General features: G+C 43.8%; 9 protein-coding genes. All 9 read left to right on the top strand.

Annotation, left to right across the window (positions count from 1 at the left end; all coding sequences use genetic code 11):
* Window positions 1-194: 194 nt before the first annotated feature.
* Window positions 195-3,344: a SusC/RagA family TonB-linked outer membrane protein gene (locus FNH22_RS22510; protein ID WP_185154354.1), complete on the top strand. Its 3,150-nt coding sequence runs from the start codon at window positions 195-197 to the stop codon at window positions 3,342-3,344.
* Window positions 3,341-4,888, top strand: coding sequence for a SusD/RagB family nutrient-binding outer membrane lipoprotein (locus FNH22_RS22515; protein ID WP_143400710.1), 1,548 nt, complete (start codon window positions 3,341-3,343; stop codon window positions 4,886-4,888). The genes FNH22_RS22510 and FNH22_RS22515 overlap by 4 nt, the downstream gene beginning before the upstream one ends.
* A gap of 47 nt (window positions 4,889-4,935) precedes the next feature.
* Complete coding sequence (locus tag FNH22_RS22520; protein ID WP_143400711.1) at window positions 4,936-6,621, top strand: DUF5018 domain-containing protein; 1,686 nt, start codon at window positions 4,936-4,938, stop codon at window positions 6,619-6,621.
* Between the two features lie 68 nt (window positions 6,622-6,689).
* A complete protein-coding gene (locus FNH22_RS22525; RefSeq protein ID WP_143400712.1) occupies window positions 6,690-8,084 on the top strand; it encodes a DUF5018 domain-containing protein in 1,395 nt (464 codons plus the stop codon).
* Between the two features lie 115 nt (window positions 8,085-8,199).
* Window positions 8,200-9,360 (top strand): glycoside hydrolase family 10 protein, encoded by a 1,161-nt coding sequence (locus tag FNH22_RS22530; RefSeq protein ID WP_143400713.1) that lies wholly within the window; start codon window positions 8,200-8,202, stop codon window positions 9,358-9,360.
* Window positions 9,361-9,367: 7 nt separating this feature from the next.
* Window positions 9,368-11,095 (top strand): family 10 glycosylhydrolase, encoded by a 1,728-nt coding sequence (locus FNH22_RS22535; protein WP_143400714.1) that lies wholly within the window; start codon window positions 9,368-9,370, stop codon window positions 11,093-11,095.
* Between the two features lie 80 nt (window positions 11,096-11,175).
* Entirely contained in the window at window positions 11,176-13,089 is a 1,914-nt protein-coding gene (gene nagB / locus FNH22_RS22540; RefSeq protein WP_143400715.1) for a glucosamine-6-phosphate deaminase, read from the top strand.
* A gap of 161 nt (window positions 13,090-13,250) precedes the next feature.
* Window positions 13,251-13,955, top strand: a complete 705-nt coding sequence (locus FNH22_RS22545) for a DUF2064 domain-containing protein (RefSeq protein ID WP_143400716.1) — start codon at window positions 13,251-13,253, stop codon at window positions 13,953-13,955.
* A 78-nt stretch (window positions 13,956-14,033) separates the two neighbouring features.
* Window positions 14,034-17,069, top strand: coding sequence for a TonB-dependent receptor domain-containing protein (locus FNH22_RS22550; RefSeq protein WP_143400717.1), 3,036 nt, complete (start codon window positions 14,034-14,036; stop codon window positions 17,067-17,069).
* The last annotated feature ends 17 nt before the right edge of the window (window positions 17,070-17,086 follow it).

The following is a 17,086-nucleotide window of genomic DNA, read 5'->3' on the forward strand; positions in this document are numbered from 1 at the left end:
GCACAATTTGTTTTTTTGCATTAAAAAAATTACTTTTAATATCGAGAATTAAGCCAATGGTATAAGGAATGTATTCCTGAAAGATCATTGCTTTTGGCATTTGTCATTCGGAATAAGAGAAGGCAGATCGAATTTTAAATCGTTAGCGTGAACCGTTTTATTTCATGGGATTACTTAAAACCAATTTTGTATACATGAGACTTTTACTAAGTTTTTTACTCATACTTTTTTTTACCTCGGGCTTACAGGCGCAGGCAGACAGAGCTATTAGCGGAAGGGTAGTGGATAAAGATGATGGTGAATCCATGCCTGGGGTCAGCGTCTATGTCAAGGGTACTTCCGTAGGGACTATTACAGATATAGAGGGAAGTTTTACACTTAATGTTCCGGACGGTACCGGGGTACTTGTGTTTTCCTTTGTGGGATACAGCACCCAGGAGATCGCCATAGAGAACCAAACTTTTTTTGACGTTAGCCTGGAATCTGATATTTACGAACTTCAGACAGTGGTCGTCACCGCGCTGGGTATTGAAAAAGAGGAGAGGGCTTTAGGCTATACTTCCCAGGAAGTAGGCGGGGACCAGATCAGTCTGGCCAAAGAAATTAATGTAGTTAATTCACTAACAGGAAAAGTAGCCGGTGTTTTTGTTAACCAGGCAGGTACCGGTCCGGGAGGTACATCTAAAGTGGTCATTAGAGGTTATGCCTCTGTAAATCCTGCAGGGAGTAGTAATTCACCACTTTACGTTGTGGATGGTGTACCCATGACTAACCCGCAAGGAGGGGGTTCGGAATTCGGAGGTGTTGATTTTGGGGATGGAATATCAAACCTTAACCCGGATGACATTGAATCCATTAACGTGCTAAAAGGACCTAGTGCATCTGCTTTGTATGGTTCCAGAGGGCAGAATGGTGTGATTATGATCACAACGAAAAAAGGTGCTTCAGGAAAAGGCTTAGGAATAGACGTTAGCAGCAGCATAATGCTGGAAACGCCCCTGGTGTTACCTGAGTTTCAAGACGAATATGGTAGAGGTTCCGGAGGTAATTTTCCGGTCGATAATAACGGTAATTTCTCGGATAACGCACGTATCAGCTGGGGGGAACGTATGCTGGGACAAACGGAAGTAGGCGGCAGGCCCCTATTGAACTGGACAGGGCAACCAACTCCTTATGCTTCACAGGAGGATAATATTTCTGATTTTTTCAGAACAGGCAAGACCTATATTAATAGTGTCACATTATCCGGAGGTAATGAAATGTCTCAAGGTATATTGTCCATTTCCAACCTTCAAAATGAAGGTATAATGCCAAATAATGAGCTGGAAAGGACTACCGTAAACCTAAGGATCAGTCATAAGCTTTCTAAAAAGCTGTCTTTCGACGGTAAAGTCAATTACATCAGGCAAGAGGCTTTTAACCGACCAAATTTGGCCTTAAGTCCGGATAACCCTATGAACAGTTTGATCTCTATGCCAAGATCTATTCGATTGCGAGATCTCGAAAATTTCAGAAATCCTGATGGATCTCCACGGGTCTATACGAATGCGCCAGGTACTGACTTTTGGCAAAATCCTTATTGGGCCACGAATCTGAATACGAACGAAGACACGAGAGATCGGGTATTGGGTTTTGTTTCTATAAAATACGATTTCACAGATTGGTTAAGTCTGCAGCTACGTTCGGGAACAGATTTTTACCATGACAGAAGAGAATTCCGCAATGCTACTGGTACAATTTATAGAACAACACCGGATAAGTCTTTCTACTCTGTATATAACGCCAGGATCTCAGAAACAAACTCTGATTTTCTATTAATGTTTAATCCTGCGCCCCGGGAGAAAATATCTATATCCGGTATCCTTGGAGGGAATATCCTGAAGGAAAGGTCGGAAACAGTGAATAATATAGCGCAAGGATTGGACATCCCTGATTTTTTTGTGCTACAAAATGGGTTATCCATATTGACCACCGAGGGTAGAGCTGAAAGAGAAGTACACTCACTTTATGCTTCGGCACAACTCGACTACAAAAAAGTACTCTTTTTGGAGGTCTCAGCACGAAACGACTGGTCTTCTTCATTGCCTCCTGATAACAGGTCTTATTTCTACCCATCTGTCTCTACTAGTTTTGTCTTTTCTGATCTGCTCGACCTGAACAACAATTTTTTAAGTTTCGGGAAACTGCGGGCTTCCTTTGCGCAGGTGGGTAACGATACACGGCCACACCAGCTAGATCTGAATTATTTCGTAAATACGCTTACCCACGATGGACAGTCGTTTGGTCAGGTTACCCGGACCCAACCTCCTGTTGACCTCAAACCTGAAGAAACGAATTCTTTTGAGATAGGCATAGACCTGGCGTTTTTTCAAGGAAGACTCAACCTGGATGCGAACTATTACAACGCAGGGACCCGTAACCAGATCTACGCTACGCCGGTTTCCCGGCCTTCGGGTTTTGAAAGCAAATTTATCAATGGAGGACTGGTCAGAAATCAGGGAATAGAAGTCCTGTTGTCAGGAGAAGTGCTCAGGAAAAACGATTTTACCTGGACTTCCATGATCAATTTTTCACGTAACCGGTCTACGGTAGAAGAACTTTCGGATCAGGTAAATATTCTTTCCTTCGGAGCGTTCGACCAGTTTGGGGTACGTGTACAGGCAGAAGTCGGCGAGCCTTTTGGTAATATATACGCTGACAGGAGTTACCTGAGAGATCCGGCTACAGGGCAACGGATCATTGGCGATAATGGCTTGCCGATACCTGACCCGGATGGTGAGATAAAAATAGGCAACTTCCAACCGGACTGGCTGGCCGGGGTAACCAATACTTTCACGTTTAAGAATTTTACCTTAAGCTTCCTGGTGGATATCAAGAAAGGAGGAGACATCTATTCTTTTTCTAATGCCGTAGCTGCAGCAAACGGTAATGCAGAGTTTACCCTGGGGCAGCGGGCAGAATGGTATGCAGGGGCAGGTGGGTATGTTGCGGAAGGCATAAGAGAAGATGGAACCCCGAATACCCAGGAAATTGACCCTCAAGAATATTGGCAGTTTGTTGGCGGACAAGCTTCTGCCTTTGCGGAGGAATTTATCTACGATGCTGGCTTCGTTAAACTAAGAGAATTGACTTTGGGGTACCAGCTTCCGAAAAAAATCCTGGAGAAGACAGTGTTTACGAAAGTCAGGTTGTCCTTTGTAGGGCGTAACCTGTTTTTCATCCATAAGAATACCCCTGGTTTTGACCCCGAAGCTACCTTCAATTCGGGCAAATCTCAAGGTATAGAAGCGTTTGCTTTTCCAAGTACACGAAGTTTTGGTTTTAATCTAAATTTTTCAATATGAACCGGTTCCGGAGATCTTATCTGGCTATAAACAAGACCATGTTGCAAGGTGTACTGGTCATCCTGATGGTCACAGCCTGTACAAGTGATTTTGATGAAATGAACGTAAGTCCAGTGGCGGTGCAAGAGGACAGGATAAACGAAGACCTATTGTTTACGCGAGCGTTGGTGTACGGTATGCTACGTTACACTGAATTACAGCGAGCTCAACACTTGTATACACATCACTACATACAATATTATTCCGTCGCTGTAGACTACTTCCAGACCGGGCGCTACATCACACGTAACGACTGGCTTACTGCCTACTGGACGGAAGCGTATGCTGATTTTGGTATGCAATGCCAGCAGGTCATTAATTTAACCCGGGATAACCCTGAAAAAGTTAATAAAACCTCTATTGCCCGCATATGGAAGGTATTCATTATGCACCGGATTACGGATTTCTGGGGCGATGTACCCTATTCCGAAGCTTTTTCAGGAGATATCACACCTGTCTATGATAAGCAGGCAGATATATACAGGGATATGTTGTCTGAGCTTGAAAATGCTGTGGCACAGATTGATCCTTCCAAAACGTTGAACTTTCAGACTAGCGATGTGATGTACAGAGGGGACCTTGACCTTTGGATCAGGTTTGCCAACTCTTTGCGATTGAGGCTGGCCATGAGAATATCAGACGCTGACCCTGCCCTGGCACAAGAGCATGTTACAGCGATACTGGCCGAAAATAGATTGATAGAGAATAACAGTCAATCTGCTATTATGAACTATGGCAGAGACTTCGGTGGTGCAGATGAAAACGTACAGCCTATGTCTCTTATAAAGAGCTTCAACGAGTACCGGATGAGCAATACGATCATTGATTACCTGCAAGACAACAATGATCCGCGCCTGCCGATCTACGCCAGCCCGGCAGAGGGTGGTAATTATGTAGGATTGACCAATGGATTAAACCCTGCTGAAGTAAACGAGATCATTCGCAATGATTATTCACAAGACAGTGAAATAATTTCTAATGTTTATTCGCCCAGTACGGCTTTACAGTATTCGGAAGTTAACTTTTTAAAAGCCGAAGCCGCGTTGAAAGGATGGGGTCCGGGAAATCCTCAGGATCATTACGAAGAAGGGATCAGAGCTTCTGTTAACTATTGGTTAGATGTTTATACGAACTTACAAACCCGTGTTCCCAATCCGGATGCACTTCCTGTTATAGAGGTTACCTCTTTAGACATAGATAATTACCTGCAAGAACCTGCCATTAGCTATGACAATGACAATGCATTAGAGCAGATCATAACACAAAAATGGCTGGCCAACATTAACAATGGTTTTGAGTCCTGGGCAGAGTATCGCCGGACCGGATTTCCATTATTGAACCCGATACCCAACACTGATGGGCTAAGCGAAACGGGAGGGACTTCAGTTCCCGTACGTGTAAGGTACCCTATTGAAGAACTATCCCTTAATCAATTAAACTATGAAGCCGCAGTACAAAATAACCCTGACCTGGTGACAACACGGGTGTGGTGGGACGTGAACTAGCTTCTGACCTTGTAAGCGGAAAACCTTTGAGACTAAATCCAAAAATCATGAAAAACAATTACCAGATCAAGTTAACCACGGCGCTGAAGACATTTTGTCTTCTGGCCTCATTTCTTGTATTCACAGCTTGTGGAGACGATGATGAAAGTGAACCACTTAGCGATGCTAAGGAAATGCTTTCTTTTGTTTTTGCTGACCTGAGTCCTGCCATTACGGCCACCATAAGCGGTACAACAGTTTCTGCCACCGTACCTTTTGGCACAGATGTTACAGCGCTAACACCTACTGTGACCATATCCCAGGAAGCCGAGGTAAGCCCGGCAAGCGGACAAGCCGAAGATTTTTCAAGTGCGGTGATTTATACCGTCACAGCAGCCGATGGTACTCAGGCGGAGTATACGGTGAATGTTAGTGTGGAAGCAGGTTCTTCTGCCAAAGAGTTGCTAACCTTTGTATTTGAAGCACTGGATCCTGATGTTACCGGTGTCATTACGGATAATAGTATCCAGGCAGACGTGCCTTTTGGTACAGACCTGACTACTTTAGTACCTACCATCACGATATCCGATCTGGCCTCTGTTGGTCCGGCAAGCGGAGCAGCTCAGGATTTTACAAGCCCTGTAAACTATACGGTCACCGCTCAGGATGGAAGTACGAATGTGTATGCCGTTACAGTGACTGAGCTTCCAAAGCCAGGTGTACTTATTACCCCGGTATGGGAAAGGACTCGTAAGGAGGGTGGAGTACCTGATTGGTTTACGGTTAATAATGATCGCGACATCGCACTATCTTCTGATTATGTTTATGTTCATAGTAACAATGATAAAATAAGAGTCTTATCAGTTACGGATGGTACCGATGTATCTGCAGGATTCGCTGATGACGATACTAACCCTGATAAGGAGTATATCAATGGTAAGGAGAATTTTGCCACTGGCAATTTGTTCTTACTTACTACTGCTACTGATGATAATGGTCTGATTTTCGGCGGCAATTTAAGGGTGGGCAATGGCGCTAATCCATGGAATTTGTACAAATGGAATAATAAAGATGCCACGCAAGAGTTGTTTTTATCATATGTTCCACCGACAGGATTCCACGTAGCAGAGAATTTGAGCGTGGTAGGTGATGCCACCAATAACGCCTTCATTTATGTGCCAACCAGTGGTTTTGGTACAGCCAATAACAAAATCCTCAAATTCACTGTAACCGGCGGTGTGGCAGATGACACTCCGGAAGTTATTACCTTAAACGGACTTGAGAACCTTGGGAATGCACCCGATGTATGGCCCGTGTCCGGTGCTGCGGATGCGAACTTTATAGTAGCAGGTACTGGTGTAGGTGGAATCGCTGAATATGACAACAGTGGTAATCTTGTGGGCAAATTACCCGAGGCCCTGAATACCGGAAAAGATGCTAAGTTATTTGAGTTTGCACTTGATGTAGCCTACTTTGAGTTAGGTCTCCAAAAGTTTGTACTGGCAACATCCACTGATTTTACGGCATCTGCTCCGGATAAAGCCGGAAATCTTGCTGTTATTGACGTTACCGAAGGTTGGGAAAATGTTGAATCTGCTGATATAGTCTATTATGCGCTTACACCGGATGGTAATGATATAGCGAATGGAAACGGTACCGGTGGAGTAGATGTACGTGTGAATGGAAATGTTGCAACTGTAGCAGTATGGATCACAAATCATGGAGCTGCATTACTTGACATAACGTTAGAATAAGCCATTGAGTAATGGATATTGAGAGATAACTGATCTCAGAAATAGATTTAATTAAAACTGACAGTCAAATGAATAAAATTTGCAAAAACGTTTTCGCATTACTTTCATTAATAGCAATGAGTCTATTGATTTCCTGCGGAGATGACGATGGAGAAGACAGTCCGCTTTTAAGTAAGCGGAAAGAAGTGGTATCGCTTGAATTAGATGGAGGATGTGCCGGGGGAAATGTGTCCGGCGAGATCAATGAGGGTAATTTTACTGTGAGGGCTACCGTACCGTTTGGAACGGATGTTACAGCCCTGGCTCCTGTAATTGCGATTTCAGAAAAAGCAACGATCCAACCTGCTTCTGAAACAGCACAAGACTTCACTACTCCGGTTAATTATACTATTACCGCTGAAGACGGTTCTACCCAGGTATGGATTGTAATTGTTGAAATAGCCGGTGAAGACACAAAGCCTAAACTAACACTGAGTGATCCTGTTTGGGAATTTAATGCCTTCAAAGGCAATCTTCCTCCGTGGTTTACGAGTAATGGAGAAGATGGTATTGCTTTTGGGAATGACCATGTTTATGTAGTGTTTAACCAGGACCAGGTAAAAATTTTAGATGCCAGCAATGGTGATGCAATAGGAGACCTGGATATGACAGGTATCAGTGGAGGAAGTTTGAATCTATCCGATGTAGAGACCAGTGCCGATGGTTCTATACTGGCTTGTAATGTGGTAGATCACAATGGTTCCGGAACGGCTACCTTTAAGATCTACCGGTGGGCTACTGAAACCAGTAGCCCGGAAGTCTACCTGGAATATGAAGTGAGTGATGTGGTTCGTCTGGGAGATAACTTTTCTGTACTTGGCGATGTCACGGGTACTGCTGTAATTTATTCAGCCTATGGGAGAAACTTCTCAGCAGGTGCGAGGGGTGCCGACGTTTATCGATGGGAGGTAACAGAAGGAACATTGAATGAAACTCCTCAAATCATTAAAAGTAACGACTTTGGAATCACAGGTCTGGGGTCGAGAGCACATGCCACTGCTGTAGATGTAGATGACGATGCTGTATGGGTAAACGGTAATGATGTGGACGTAGCGAAGTTATCACTGGCAGATGGGTCTATCCAGGAGCAACTGCCTAATGACAGCCGCGACCTGGTGGATTTCTTCTACAACAACTTCGTGCTTTTCGAGCTTTGTGATAAAACAGTCATGGCCTCTGTCTTTCCAAGAAGCGCCAATGAAAGCCGACTACTTATTATTGATGTGACTGACGGTTTGGATAACGTAACAAGTGCTGAAGTGATCTATTCAGGCGACTTTGTGCAAGGTAATACCACGGATAATGCAGATGCCAGTGGAAACGTGACTTACAACAAAGTCAGTGAATCCGAAGCTGAAGTTTACATTTTAATTACTAACCAGGCATTGGCCAAATTCACACTTACCTTGGAAGTAGGGGGGTAATAAAAAACGTTGTTATAATGTTTGGATGGTATGGAAAAGGTGCATCGCTATTTCGGCACCTTTCCATATTTCTAACAAAATAATCATTGATAAGCGGACATAGAGTATATAAATAATGGGTAGCAGTATTAAGCCATTGACCTTCTTTCATTTTCTGGCCCTGATCTTACTGTTTCAATGCTCGGGAGTAAGCAATGAACAAGCCATCCCCCCGGCTAAAGAGGGGGTGAGAGGAGTTTGGCTGACCAACGTGGCGAGTGATGTGCTTCTTTCAAGAAAGAACATCGAAGAGGCCGTAACGCTGCTGGACTCGTTGCAGTTTAACACCATTTTCATGGTAACATGGAACAGAGGGTATACCATGTACAGGAGTGATGTGATGAAAGCCCTTACCGGGTATGCAATAGATCCGGTGTATCGGGACAGGGATCCGCTGAAAGAAGTAATAGAAGAAGCACATAAAAGAGATATAAAGGTCTTTGCCTGGTTTGAATTTGGGTTTGCCTCTTCTTATGATCAGACGGATGGTGGTTTGCTACTACAGACCAAGCCTTTCTGGAAAGCATTGGACAGTAAAGGGGACATCACCGAAAAGAACAAATTTCAATGGATGAATGGATTTCATCCGGAAGTACAGGATTTTATGGTATCGCTGGTAAGCGAGGTGGTGGAAAATTATGAAGTGGATGGTATCCAGGGAGATGATCGCCTGCCGGCTATGCCGGTGAACAGTGGTTACGATGAATATACCGTTGGTTTGTATCAAAATGAACATAATGGAGACCGTCCGCCTGAAAACGAAAATGATGCTGAGTGGATAGAATGGCGGGCCCAAAAGCTAAACGGGTTTATGGGAGTGTTATACAAAAAAGTAAAGGAACTGGACCCACACTGCATTGTATCCATGGCGCCCAGTATCTACCCCTGGAGCAAAGAGAATTATTTGCAAGACTGGCCCACATGGGTCAACAACGGTTATGTCGACCTGTTGTGCCCCCAGCTTTACCGCTATGATATAGACGCTTATTCCAAATTGCTGGATGAAATATTAATGCAACAACTGGATAAAGAAGATCATCGGAAATTCTATCCGGGTGTTCTTTTACAAGTAGATGATTACAACCCTTCATCAGAACTGCTGATGGCTAAAATAGATTCTAACAGATTACATGGCATCAACGGAGAAGTATTTTTCTTCTATGAAGGGGTGAAAAAATTCAAGAGCCAGTTTCAAGAGAAGTATTCCGAAAAAGTCAATTTCCCTAAGCTTAGATAAAACAACTATGAAAAAAAGATCATACAAAAAATACAGGCTCATGAGCTTCATCTCGTTACTGACGTTATCAGTGCTATGGGTATCTTGTGGCGATGACGATGAAACCACTGAACTGAGTGCTGAAAATGCGATTGTTAGTTTTCAGTTTCAGGGGGTCAGCGGAAATACAGGAGCAGCCATTGATGAAGTGAATTTGACGGTTATTGACACGTTACCTGCAAATACAGATGTTAAATCATTAACTCCGGTAATCACGATTTCTGATAAGGCATCCATCTCTCCGGCATCCGGAGAAGCACAGGATTTTACCAACCCGGTGGTATATGTTGTTACTGCGGAAGATGGGACGAACAAGGTATATAGCGTCATTGTAAGACTCAAAGAGGAAATAATAATTACACCGAAGAGTGATGATAATGAGATTGATTCATTTGTTTTTTCAGAAGTATTTATCAGGGGAGAGGTAGAAGGTAACACGGTTACTGCTTCAGTGCCTTTTGGAACGACCCTCAGTGATATGGCAGTAAGTATCGATGTCCATGAGAAAGCTTCCATTTTACCACTTACTTCACAAAAACAAGATTTTAGTAACTCGGTAATGTATACCGTAACCGCTGAAAACGGCGATGAACGTACCTACACCGTTCAAGTGACCGTGCAACCCCAGGATGTCGGTGTCAGGGGGGTATGGCTTACCAATGTAGATAGCAATGTACTTAATTCACAAGCACAAATAGAAGAAGCGGTTGCGCTCTGTGATGAATTGAACATCAATACCATCTTTGTGGTGACCTGGAATAAGGCACTCACCACGTACCCCAGCCAGGTGGCCCAGGCAATTACAGGAAAGAATATAGATCCGCTATATGCAGGCCGTGATCCGCTTCGCGAACTGATTGATGCAGCCCATGCCAAAGACATAAAAGTAATGGCCTGGTTTGAATATGGTTTTGCCGCATTCAATGGTAGCCCAGGTCCCATATTGGATAACACACCAGACCATTGGAAGTCCAGGGATGTGGAAGGAAACATAGTTGTAAAAAATGGCTTTTACTGGATGAATGCTTTTCATCCTGAAGTGCAGCAATTCATGATCGACCTGGTAACGGAAGTAGTGGAAAATTATCCTGATATAGACGGGGTACAGGGAGACGACCGATTGCCGGCATGTCCTACGGAATCCGGCTATGACGACTATACTGTCAATAAGTATAAAGACGAGCATTCAGGACAGACCCCACCTGTTCAATCTAAAAACACCGCCTGGTTGAGATGGCGTGCAGACATCATTAATGAGTTTGGGAAGGCGCTGTATGATTCTGTCAAAAAAGAAAATGTGAATATGACAGTGGCCATGTCACCCAGTCCGTTGAGTTTCGGATACGATGAATATTTACAGGATTATACCAGCTGGGTAGAAGGCGATTATTGTGATGTGGTAAGTCCGCAGCTTTATCGGAGAGAATCCCAAGGGATCGAGGTTTATAGAGGCCTGCTTAGCTCGCAACTTAACCGACTCAGTGTGGAAGACAGACCTATCTTTTTCCCGGGATTATTATTATTCCTGGGAGGGTACTTGCCAAGTCAACAGTTTATAGCGGATATGGTACAGTCTAACAGAAAGCAAGGGGTGCAGGGTGAGGTTTATTTCTTCTATACCGGTTTTACGGATACCAAAGTGCAGGAGGTTATGAAAGCGATGTATCCTGCAAAAGCGATATACCCGAATTTATAATCCTAGCCAATCATAAACACAAAATATTTTCTTAACAATTGTGCTCGAACACATTCATTTAAAATAATCAAAGGCTCGCAATGAAAACACTTGATCATTCTCAAACGAAATTGGAAAAAATTCCCGTTACGCTCTTTGATGGGCCGGGACCTGCTTCAAAGTATGTGGCCGAATATATTGCAGATCTGATATTACGGAGACAAGCAAATGGTGAACAAGTGGTATTAGGCCTGGCTACAGGAGCCACTCCGGTCATGGTGTACCAGGAACTGGTAAGAATGCATCGGGAAGACGGACTGAGTTTTCAGAATGTCATTACGTTTAATTTAGATGAATATTACCCGATAGCGCCTGACTCTCCTCAGAGCTATCATTATTTCATGAACTATCACCTTTTTGATCATGTAGATATTCGCAGGGAGAATATTCATATACCACTCGGTACAATAGACAGGAATGAAGTGACCACCTACTGTGAAGAATATGAGAATAAAATTGATGCAGTAGGAGGTATTGACATCCAGGTACTGGGCATTGGCAGGACCGGGCATATCGGTTTTAATGAACCGGGTTCAGTATTTCGCTCCGGGACCAGGATCGTCAAACTGGATCCTGTGACTATCAGTGATGCTACCAGGGAATTCATCAAAGAGGAGTTCGTGCCTCGTACCGCCCTTACCATGGGTATTAAGAGTATTTTTAAGGCAAATAAAGTTTTTCTGATGGCATGGGGAGGAAAGAAAGCAGAAATAGTGAATCGTGCGGTAGAAGGTGAAGTCACTAAGGAAATCCCGGCTTCTTTCCTGCAAAATCACGCTGACACAGAATTAGTGTTGGATATGGCAGCAGGTGCCGGCTTGAGTAGATTTAAGACACCCTGGCTTACCGGTTTTTGTGAATGGACAGATGACTTGCGAAAGCGAGCGGTGATATGGCTTAGTGAAAAATTGGATAAACCTATTTTGAAGCTGACGGATAAAGATTACAAGCAAAATGACCTGGATGAATTGATCCTTATTCCCAATTATTCCCAGGAACTGAATGTGAAGATCTTTAATGACCTGCAACATACCATTACCGGCTGGCCAGGAGGGAAACCCAATGCAGATGATACCAACCGGCCCGAACGTGCTTTCCCTGACAAAAAGCGAGTGATCGTATTTAGCCCACATCCTGATGATGACGTGATTTCTATGGGAGGGACACTATTAAAGCTTGTAGAGCAGGAGCACGAGGTACATGTTGCCTACCAAACTTCAGGTAATATCGCAGTGTTTGATGATGATGCCGTTCGATTCGCTGAATTTGCCAGGCTGCTTGAAAGCTCTTTAGGAGAAAAAAATGGACTACTTCAGGACGCCTACCAAAAAGTGATGGAAGATATTCGCGAAAAAAAACAAGGGGATGAGGATGGCGAGATCTTAAAGATCATCAAAGGCCTTATACGTAGGGGAGAAGCGAGTGCAGCTTGTCGGTTTTGTAAGGTAAAAGAAGAGCGTGTACACTTTTTGAACCTGCCATTCTACGAAACCGGTAGTATCATGAAAAAAGAACTGGCTGAACCGGACATAAATATCATTAAGAAGTTATTGAAAGAAGTTCAACCTCATCAAGTTTTTGCGGCGGGAGATTTGCACGATCCGCACGGCACACATGAAGTATGTCTTGATGCGATCCTGAGGGCGCTTAAGGAGCTCAAATCAGAAGCCTGGACATCAGATTGTAACCTTTGGCTTTACCGGGGGGCCTGGCAGGAATGGGATATAGAAAAAATAGAAATGGCCATTCCACTGAGCCCGATCGATGTCATCCGTAAAAGAAAAGCGATATTTAAACATCAATCTCAAAAAGACTACCCGGTATTCCCCGGAGAAGATACCCGCGAATTTTGGCAAAGAGCTGAAGATCGAAATAGTACCACCGCCAGGCGCTATGATCAACTGGGACTGACAGAATATGAGGCAATCGAAGCATTTGTTAAATATGATTTTTAGTGATTAAAGTATCATAAGTCAATAAGGTTTCACGTGAGATGTATTTTCAGTAAAGATCACGTTACCATATAGGTTAGGGCCTTTATTCTTTTAAGCGTTTTAGGCTTTTGTCAAAAAAGAGACAAGCGAATCATTAAAAAAAATGATATCCTTGTACAACAGTGACTAGTACAGGGAATATAGCGATCATTTACTTCAGTAGGAGCGCACAGGCTGAGAGTAAACATAAACAATGGTTTGACGCAGGTTCAGACCATCGTAACATGGCATTAGCTACTTCGCTGGTAGCCCATGGTTCACATATTGTAAATAAGTCTGGTTTTCCTGTATTTCACTATCATGAAGGAAATCAAATTGGTCTTACTTTTGGTGAAAGAATAGCCAATGCATTCTCAGAGGTTTTTAATAAAGGATATGAAGCGGCCATAGCTGTTGGAAATGATAGCCCGGAATTAGACGGAACCAACTGGCAGAGCATTTCTGATCAGCTAAGAAAAGGTGAGAATGTATTAGGGCCTTCGGTCAATGGAGGGGCCTATCTGGTAGGACTGACAGCGGCTACCTATAACAGCCAGAAGCTGCAACAACTTCCCTGGCAAACCCATCGGTTATTTGATGCCCTTCTTCACTTGAGTTCCAGTGATAATATGCGGACTCATGTTTTAAAGAAGCTACAAGATGTTAATTCCTTTTCCGACGTTCTTGTCCTCATCAAAAGCAATGCACTGAGTAAAGCTTTTAAAACAGTGTTACTAAACATTTTAGATCGTTTTAAAACGCTGCTTTTTTGCCATACACTTTTCATAGAAAACCTTTTTTCAGATTTTTCCCGCCCATTACGTGCACCTCCGGTACTTGCTTTGTAGATAAGCCACCCTATTTCCCGCGGCATTTTATAACCTTATACTTCCTATAAGGCTTTATTTTACCTCATTTTACGAACAATGAAAAAATTATTGATGATAGCCGTATTGGCTACATTAGGCCAGTACATTTATGCACAGGCTGGCCTTGAGGTCTCTGTTATCAACAGGGACACCAATTTGCCACTCACCAATTATCCGATCAGGCTGATCAATGAGTCCATTGGATTTAGTATCGAAAAGAATTCTGATAGTCAGGGTAAGGTCAAATTCCGCGGGCTCTCTACTTCCGGAAGGTATACGCTAAGTACTTCCGAAAACGACCAGTATTATGCTTTTGAAAAAAATGATCTGAGCCTTCGCTCCAATCAGTCGTCCAGTATTACCATCATTATAAACTTGAAATCAGCGATAGAACTGGAAGATGTAGTAATACGGGGAGGTGGTTTTTCTGCGATTAACACCGTGAATGCTGAAGTGACTTCCGAGCTTACGGCTAAAGAAATAGAAACACTTCCCATAGAGGGACGTGATATAACACGAGCCTTGTTTAGATTGCCCAATGTAACACAGGCTACGGGCTTTTTCTCTGAGGCGCCTACGGTAGCTATCAACGGGGCCAACTCTCTGTATACCAGTTATCTGATTGATGGACTTGACAATAACGAAAACTTCCTTGGAGGACAAAAATTTGCCATCCCAGTCGGCTTCACACAAAATATCACCGTGCTGGCCAACAACTATTCTGCTGAGTATGGCCAGACTGCCAACGGTATTTTCAATATAACCACCAAGTCAGGTAGTAATGAGATCACCGGCGAGGCTTTTTACATTACCCGCCCGGGCCCCGTGATAGATGCAAGTTCTTCTTTTGCACAGCGTGACCTCTCCGGTAACCAGGTGAAAGACGGGTTTCAACGTCATCAGGGAGGATTTGGTGTCGGAGGTCCTATCGTAAAAGACCGGACCTTTTTTTACCTGAACCTGGAATACACTAAAGATGTTAAAGACAATTTATTGAACTCGCCTGTTTTAGGAGTAAATGAGACCGTGCGTGGTGAAAATGATTTCTTGTATTTCTCCGGAAAAATTGATCACAGATGGAATGCACGATGGAAATCGAACCTACGCTTGAATATGGGTGATGTAGGCATCGAACGACAGGGAGGCGGACTGGATGGTGGGTTGTCTTTTGAGTCAGCAGGTAATGTACAGGACCGAAATTCTATTTTGATAGCCTCTCAAAACGTCTATAACCTGGGAAATTTCCTTTCTGAAACGAATGTACAGTTTGCGCGCTTTCGTTGGGACTTTGCCAATCCCAATAACCCTTCCAGTCCTAACGTAACGGTATTAGATGCCAGTACGGATGAGACCATTGCCGTTTTGGGGCATCCGGGCTTTATTTTTAACTCACAGGAAGAGACCGTACAACTGCAACAAAAGTTTACGCTTTTCAAAAACAAGCATACCTTTAAGGCCGGGTTTGGCGTAATAAGCGCTGACCATAAATTATTAGCAGGAGGTAATCCCAACGGCAGTTATACAGTGGCGTTGGATGCGGCTCAAATTGAACAAGTACGTTCTTTGAATGCAGGTGCTGGTCTGTCTGCTTTTGATATTCCGGCAGGTGCAGAGGTACGTAACTATGGTATTGAATTAAGGCCACAGTCTTTCGGCACACGCCAGAACCGGTGGAGTGCTTATATCGAAGATCTTTGGTCCGTCACCAACAAACTAAATGTTACACTGGGTATCCGCTACGATTATGATAACCTTTCTAAAGGTGGTAGCAGCAGTGGTGATCTTAACAATATTGCACCCCGGCTCAATGCGAATTATAAGATCAACGATCGAAGCAACGTACGTTTTGGCTATGGGCTGTTTTATGAAAAGATCCTGTATGCTGTTTACAGTGATGCGTTACAACAAAACCGGACATCGCCGGATTACTTAAGACAATTACAGGAATTGATTGATCAGGGCATATTACCCTCAGATACGGACTTGAATGAGATCACCTTTGAAGGTAATTTAGGGGCTTCTTTTGATCGGAATGCTGTTCAGACGGCCGGCATTACTTATTTGAACGGGCCTGATTTTAGTGAATTACAGGGGCAGCGTGAAACCATTTTTGATGGGGAAGATGCCAGAATTCTCAACCCGGAAGGTTACGATAACCCGTTCAGCCATCAATTTACACTGGGGTACCAAAACCAGGTCGATGATGATATCTTGTTTTATGTCGATTTGATCCATTCCCGTTCGTTCAACTTATTTCGGTTAAGAAACCTTAACGCACCCGCTCCGCATACCGTAGTGTTTAATCCTGATTTTGCGCCTGGGCAGGTACGTAGCCCGGAAGATGCGGATCGGGTACGACCTGTTCCGATAGGTGCTGACTCTCAGGGTGGGTATGCCCTGGTGGCTGGCGATACACTTCGCGGAGGAGCCCGAAATATTGTGGTTTCTGAAACAGAAGGAACATCCACCTATTATGCGGCTAACTTTAACCTGGTAAAAGATAAAGGAGAAGATAACTATGCCTATCGCCTCTACTATACACTTTCCAGGCTTCGTAATGATACGGAAGATATCAATTTCAGAGCTTCCGACTCCAATGATTTTAGCAGGGATGAAGGGCCTTCCGTGAATGACCGGACACATGTGATCAGCGCCATTGGCTATTTCTACCCGGTCAGGAACTTTTCCATAAGCCTGGCTACGCTTATTCAAAGTGGCCAGCCGATCAACCGTATTCCGGTTTTTAGTGAATTCGGCACAACGGACCTTAATGGCGACGGTCAGTCATTTGGAGATGCATTTGTAGGAAATAGCGACCGTTCCCCCGGAGAGGCAAGAAACAACGACCGTTTGCCTTGGTCCACTACATTTGACTTAGGACTACAATACCAGTTTTCATTTAACGGAGGCGCTGCCCTGGAATTGAGGGCGGATGTATTTAACCTGTTCAATGCTGAAAACCTAAGCGGCTACAGTAACAATGCTACGCAAAGTAACCAGATACAGTCCGGACCGGAAAGCTCCGGAGCATTGGTCATCCGAAATGCTGCTCCACCCCGACAATTCCAGTTTGGAGTACGGTATTTATTTTAAGTTGAAAAAATCGATTC

It is taken from the genome of Fulvivirga sp. M361, assembly GCF_007097395.1.
Lineage (GTDB): Bacteria > Bacteroidota > Bacteroidia > Cytophagales > Cyclobacteriaceae > Fulvivirga.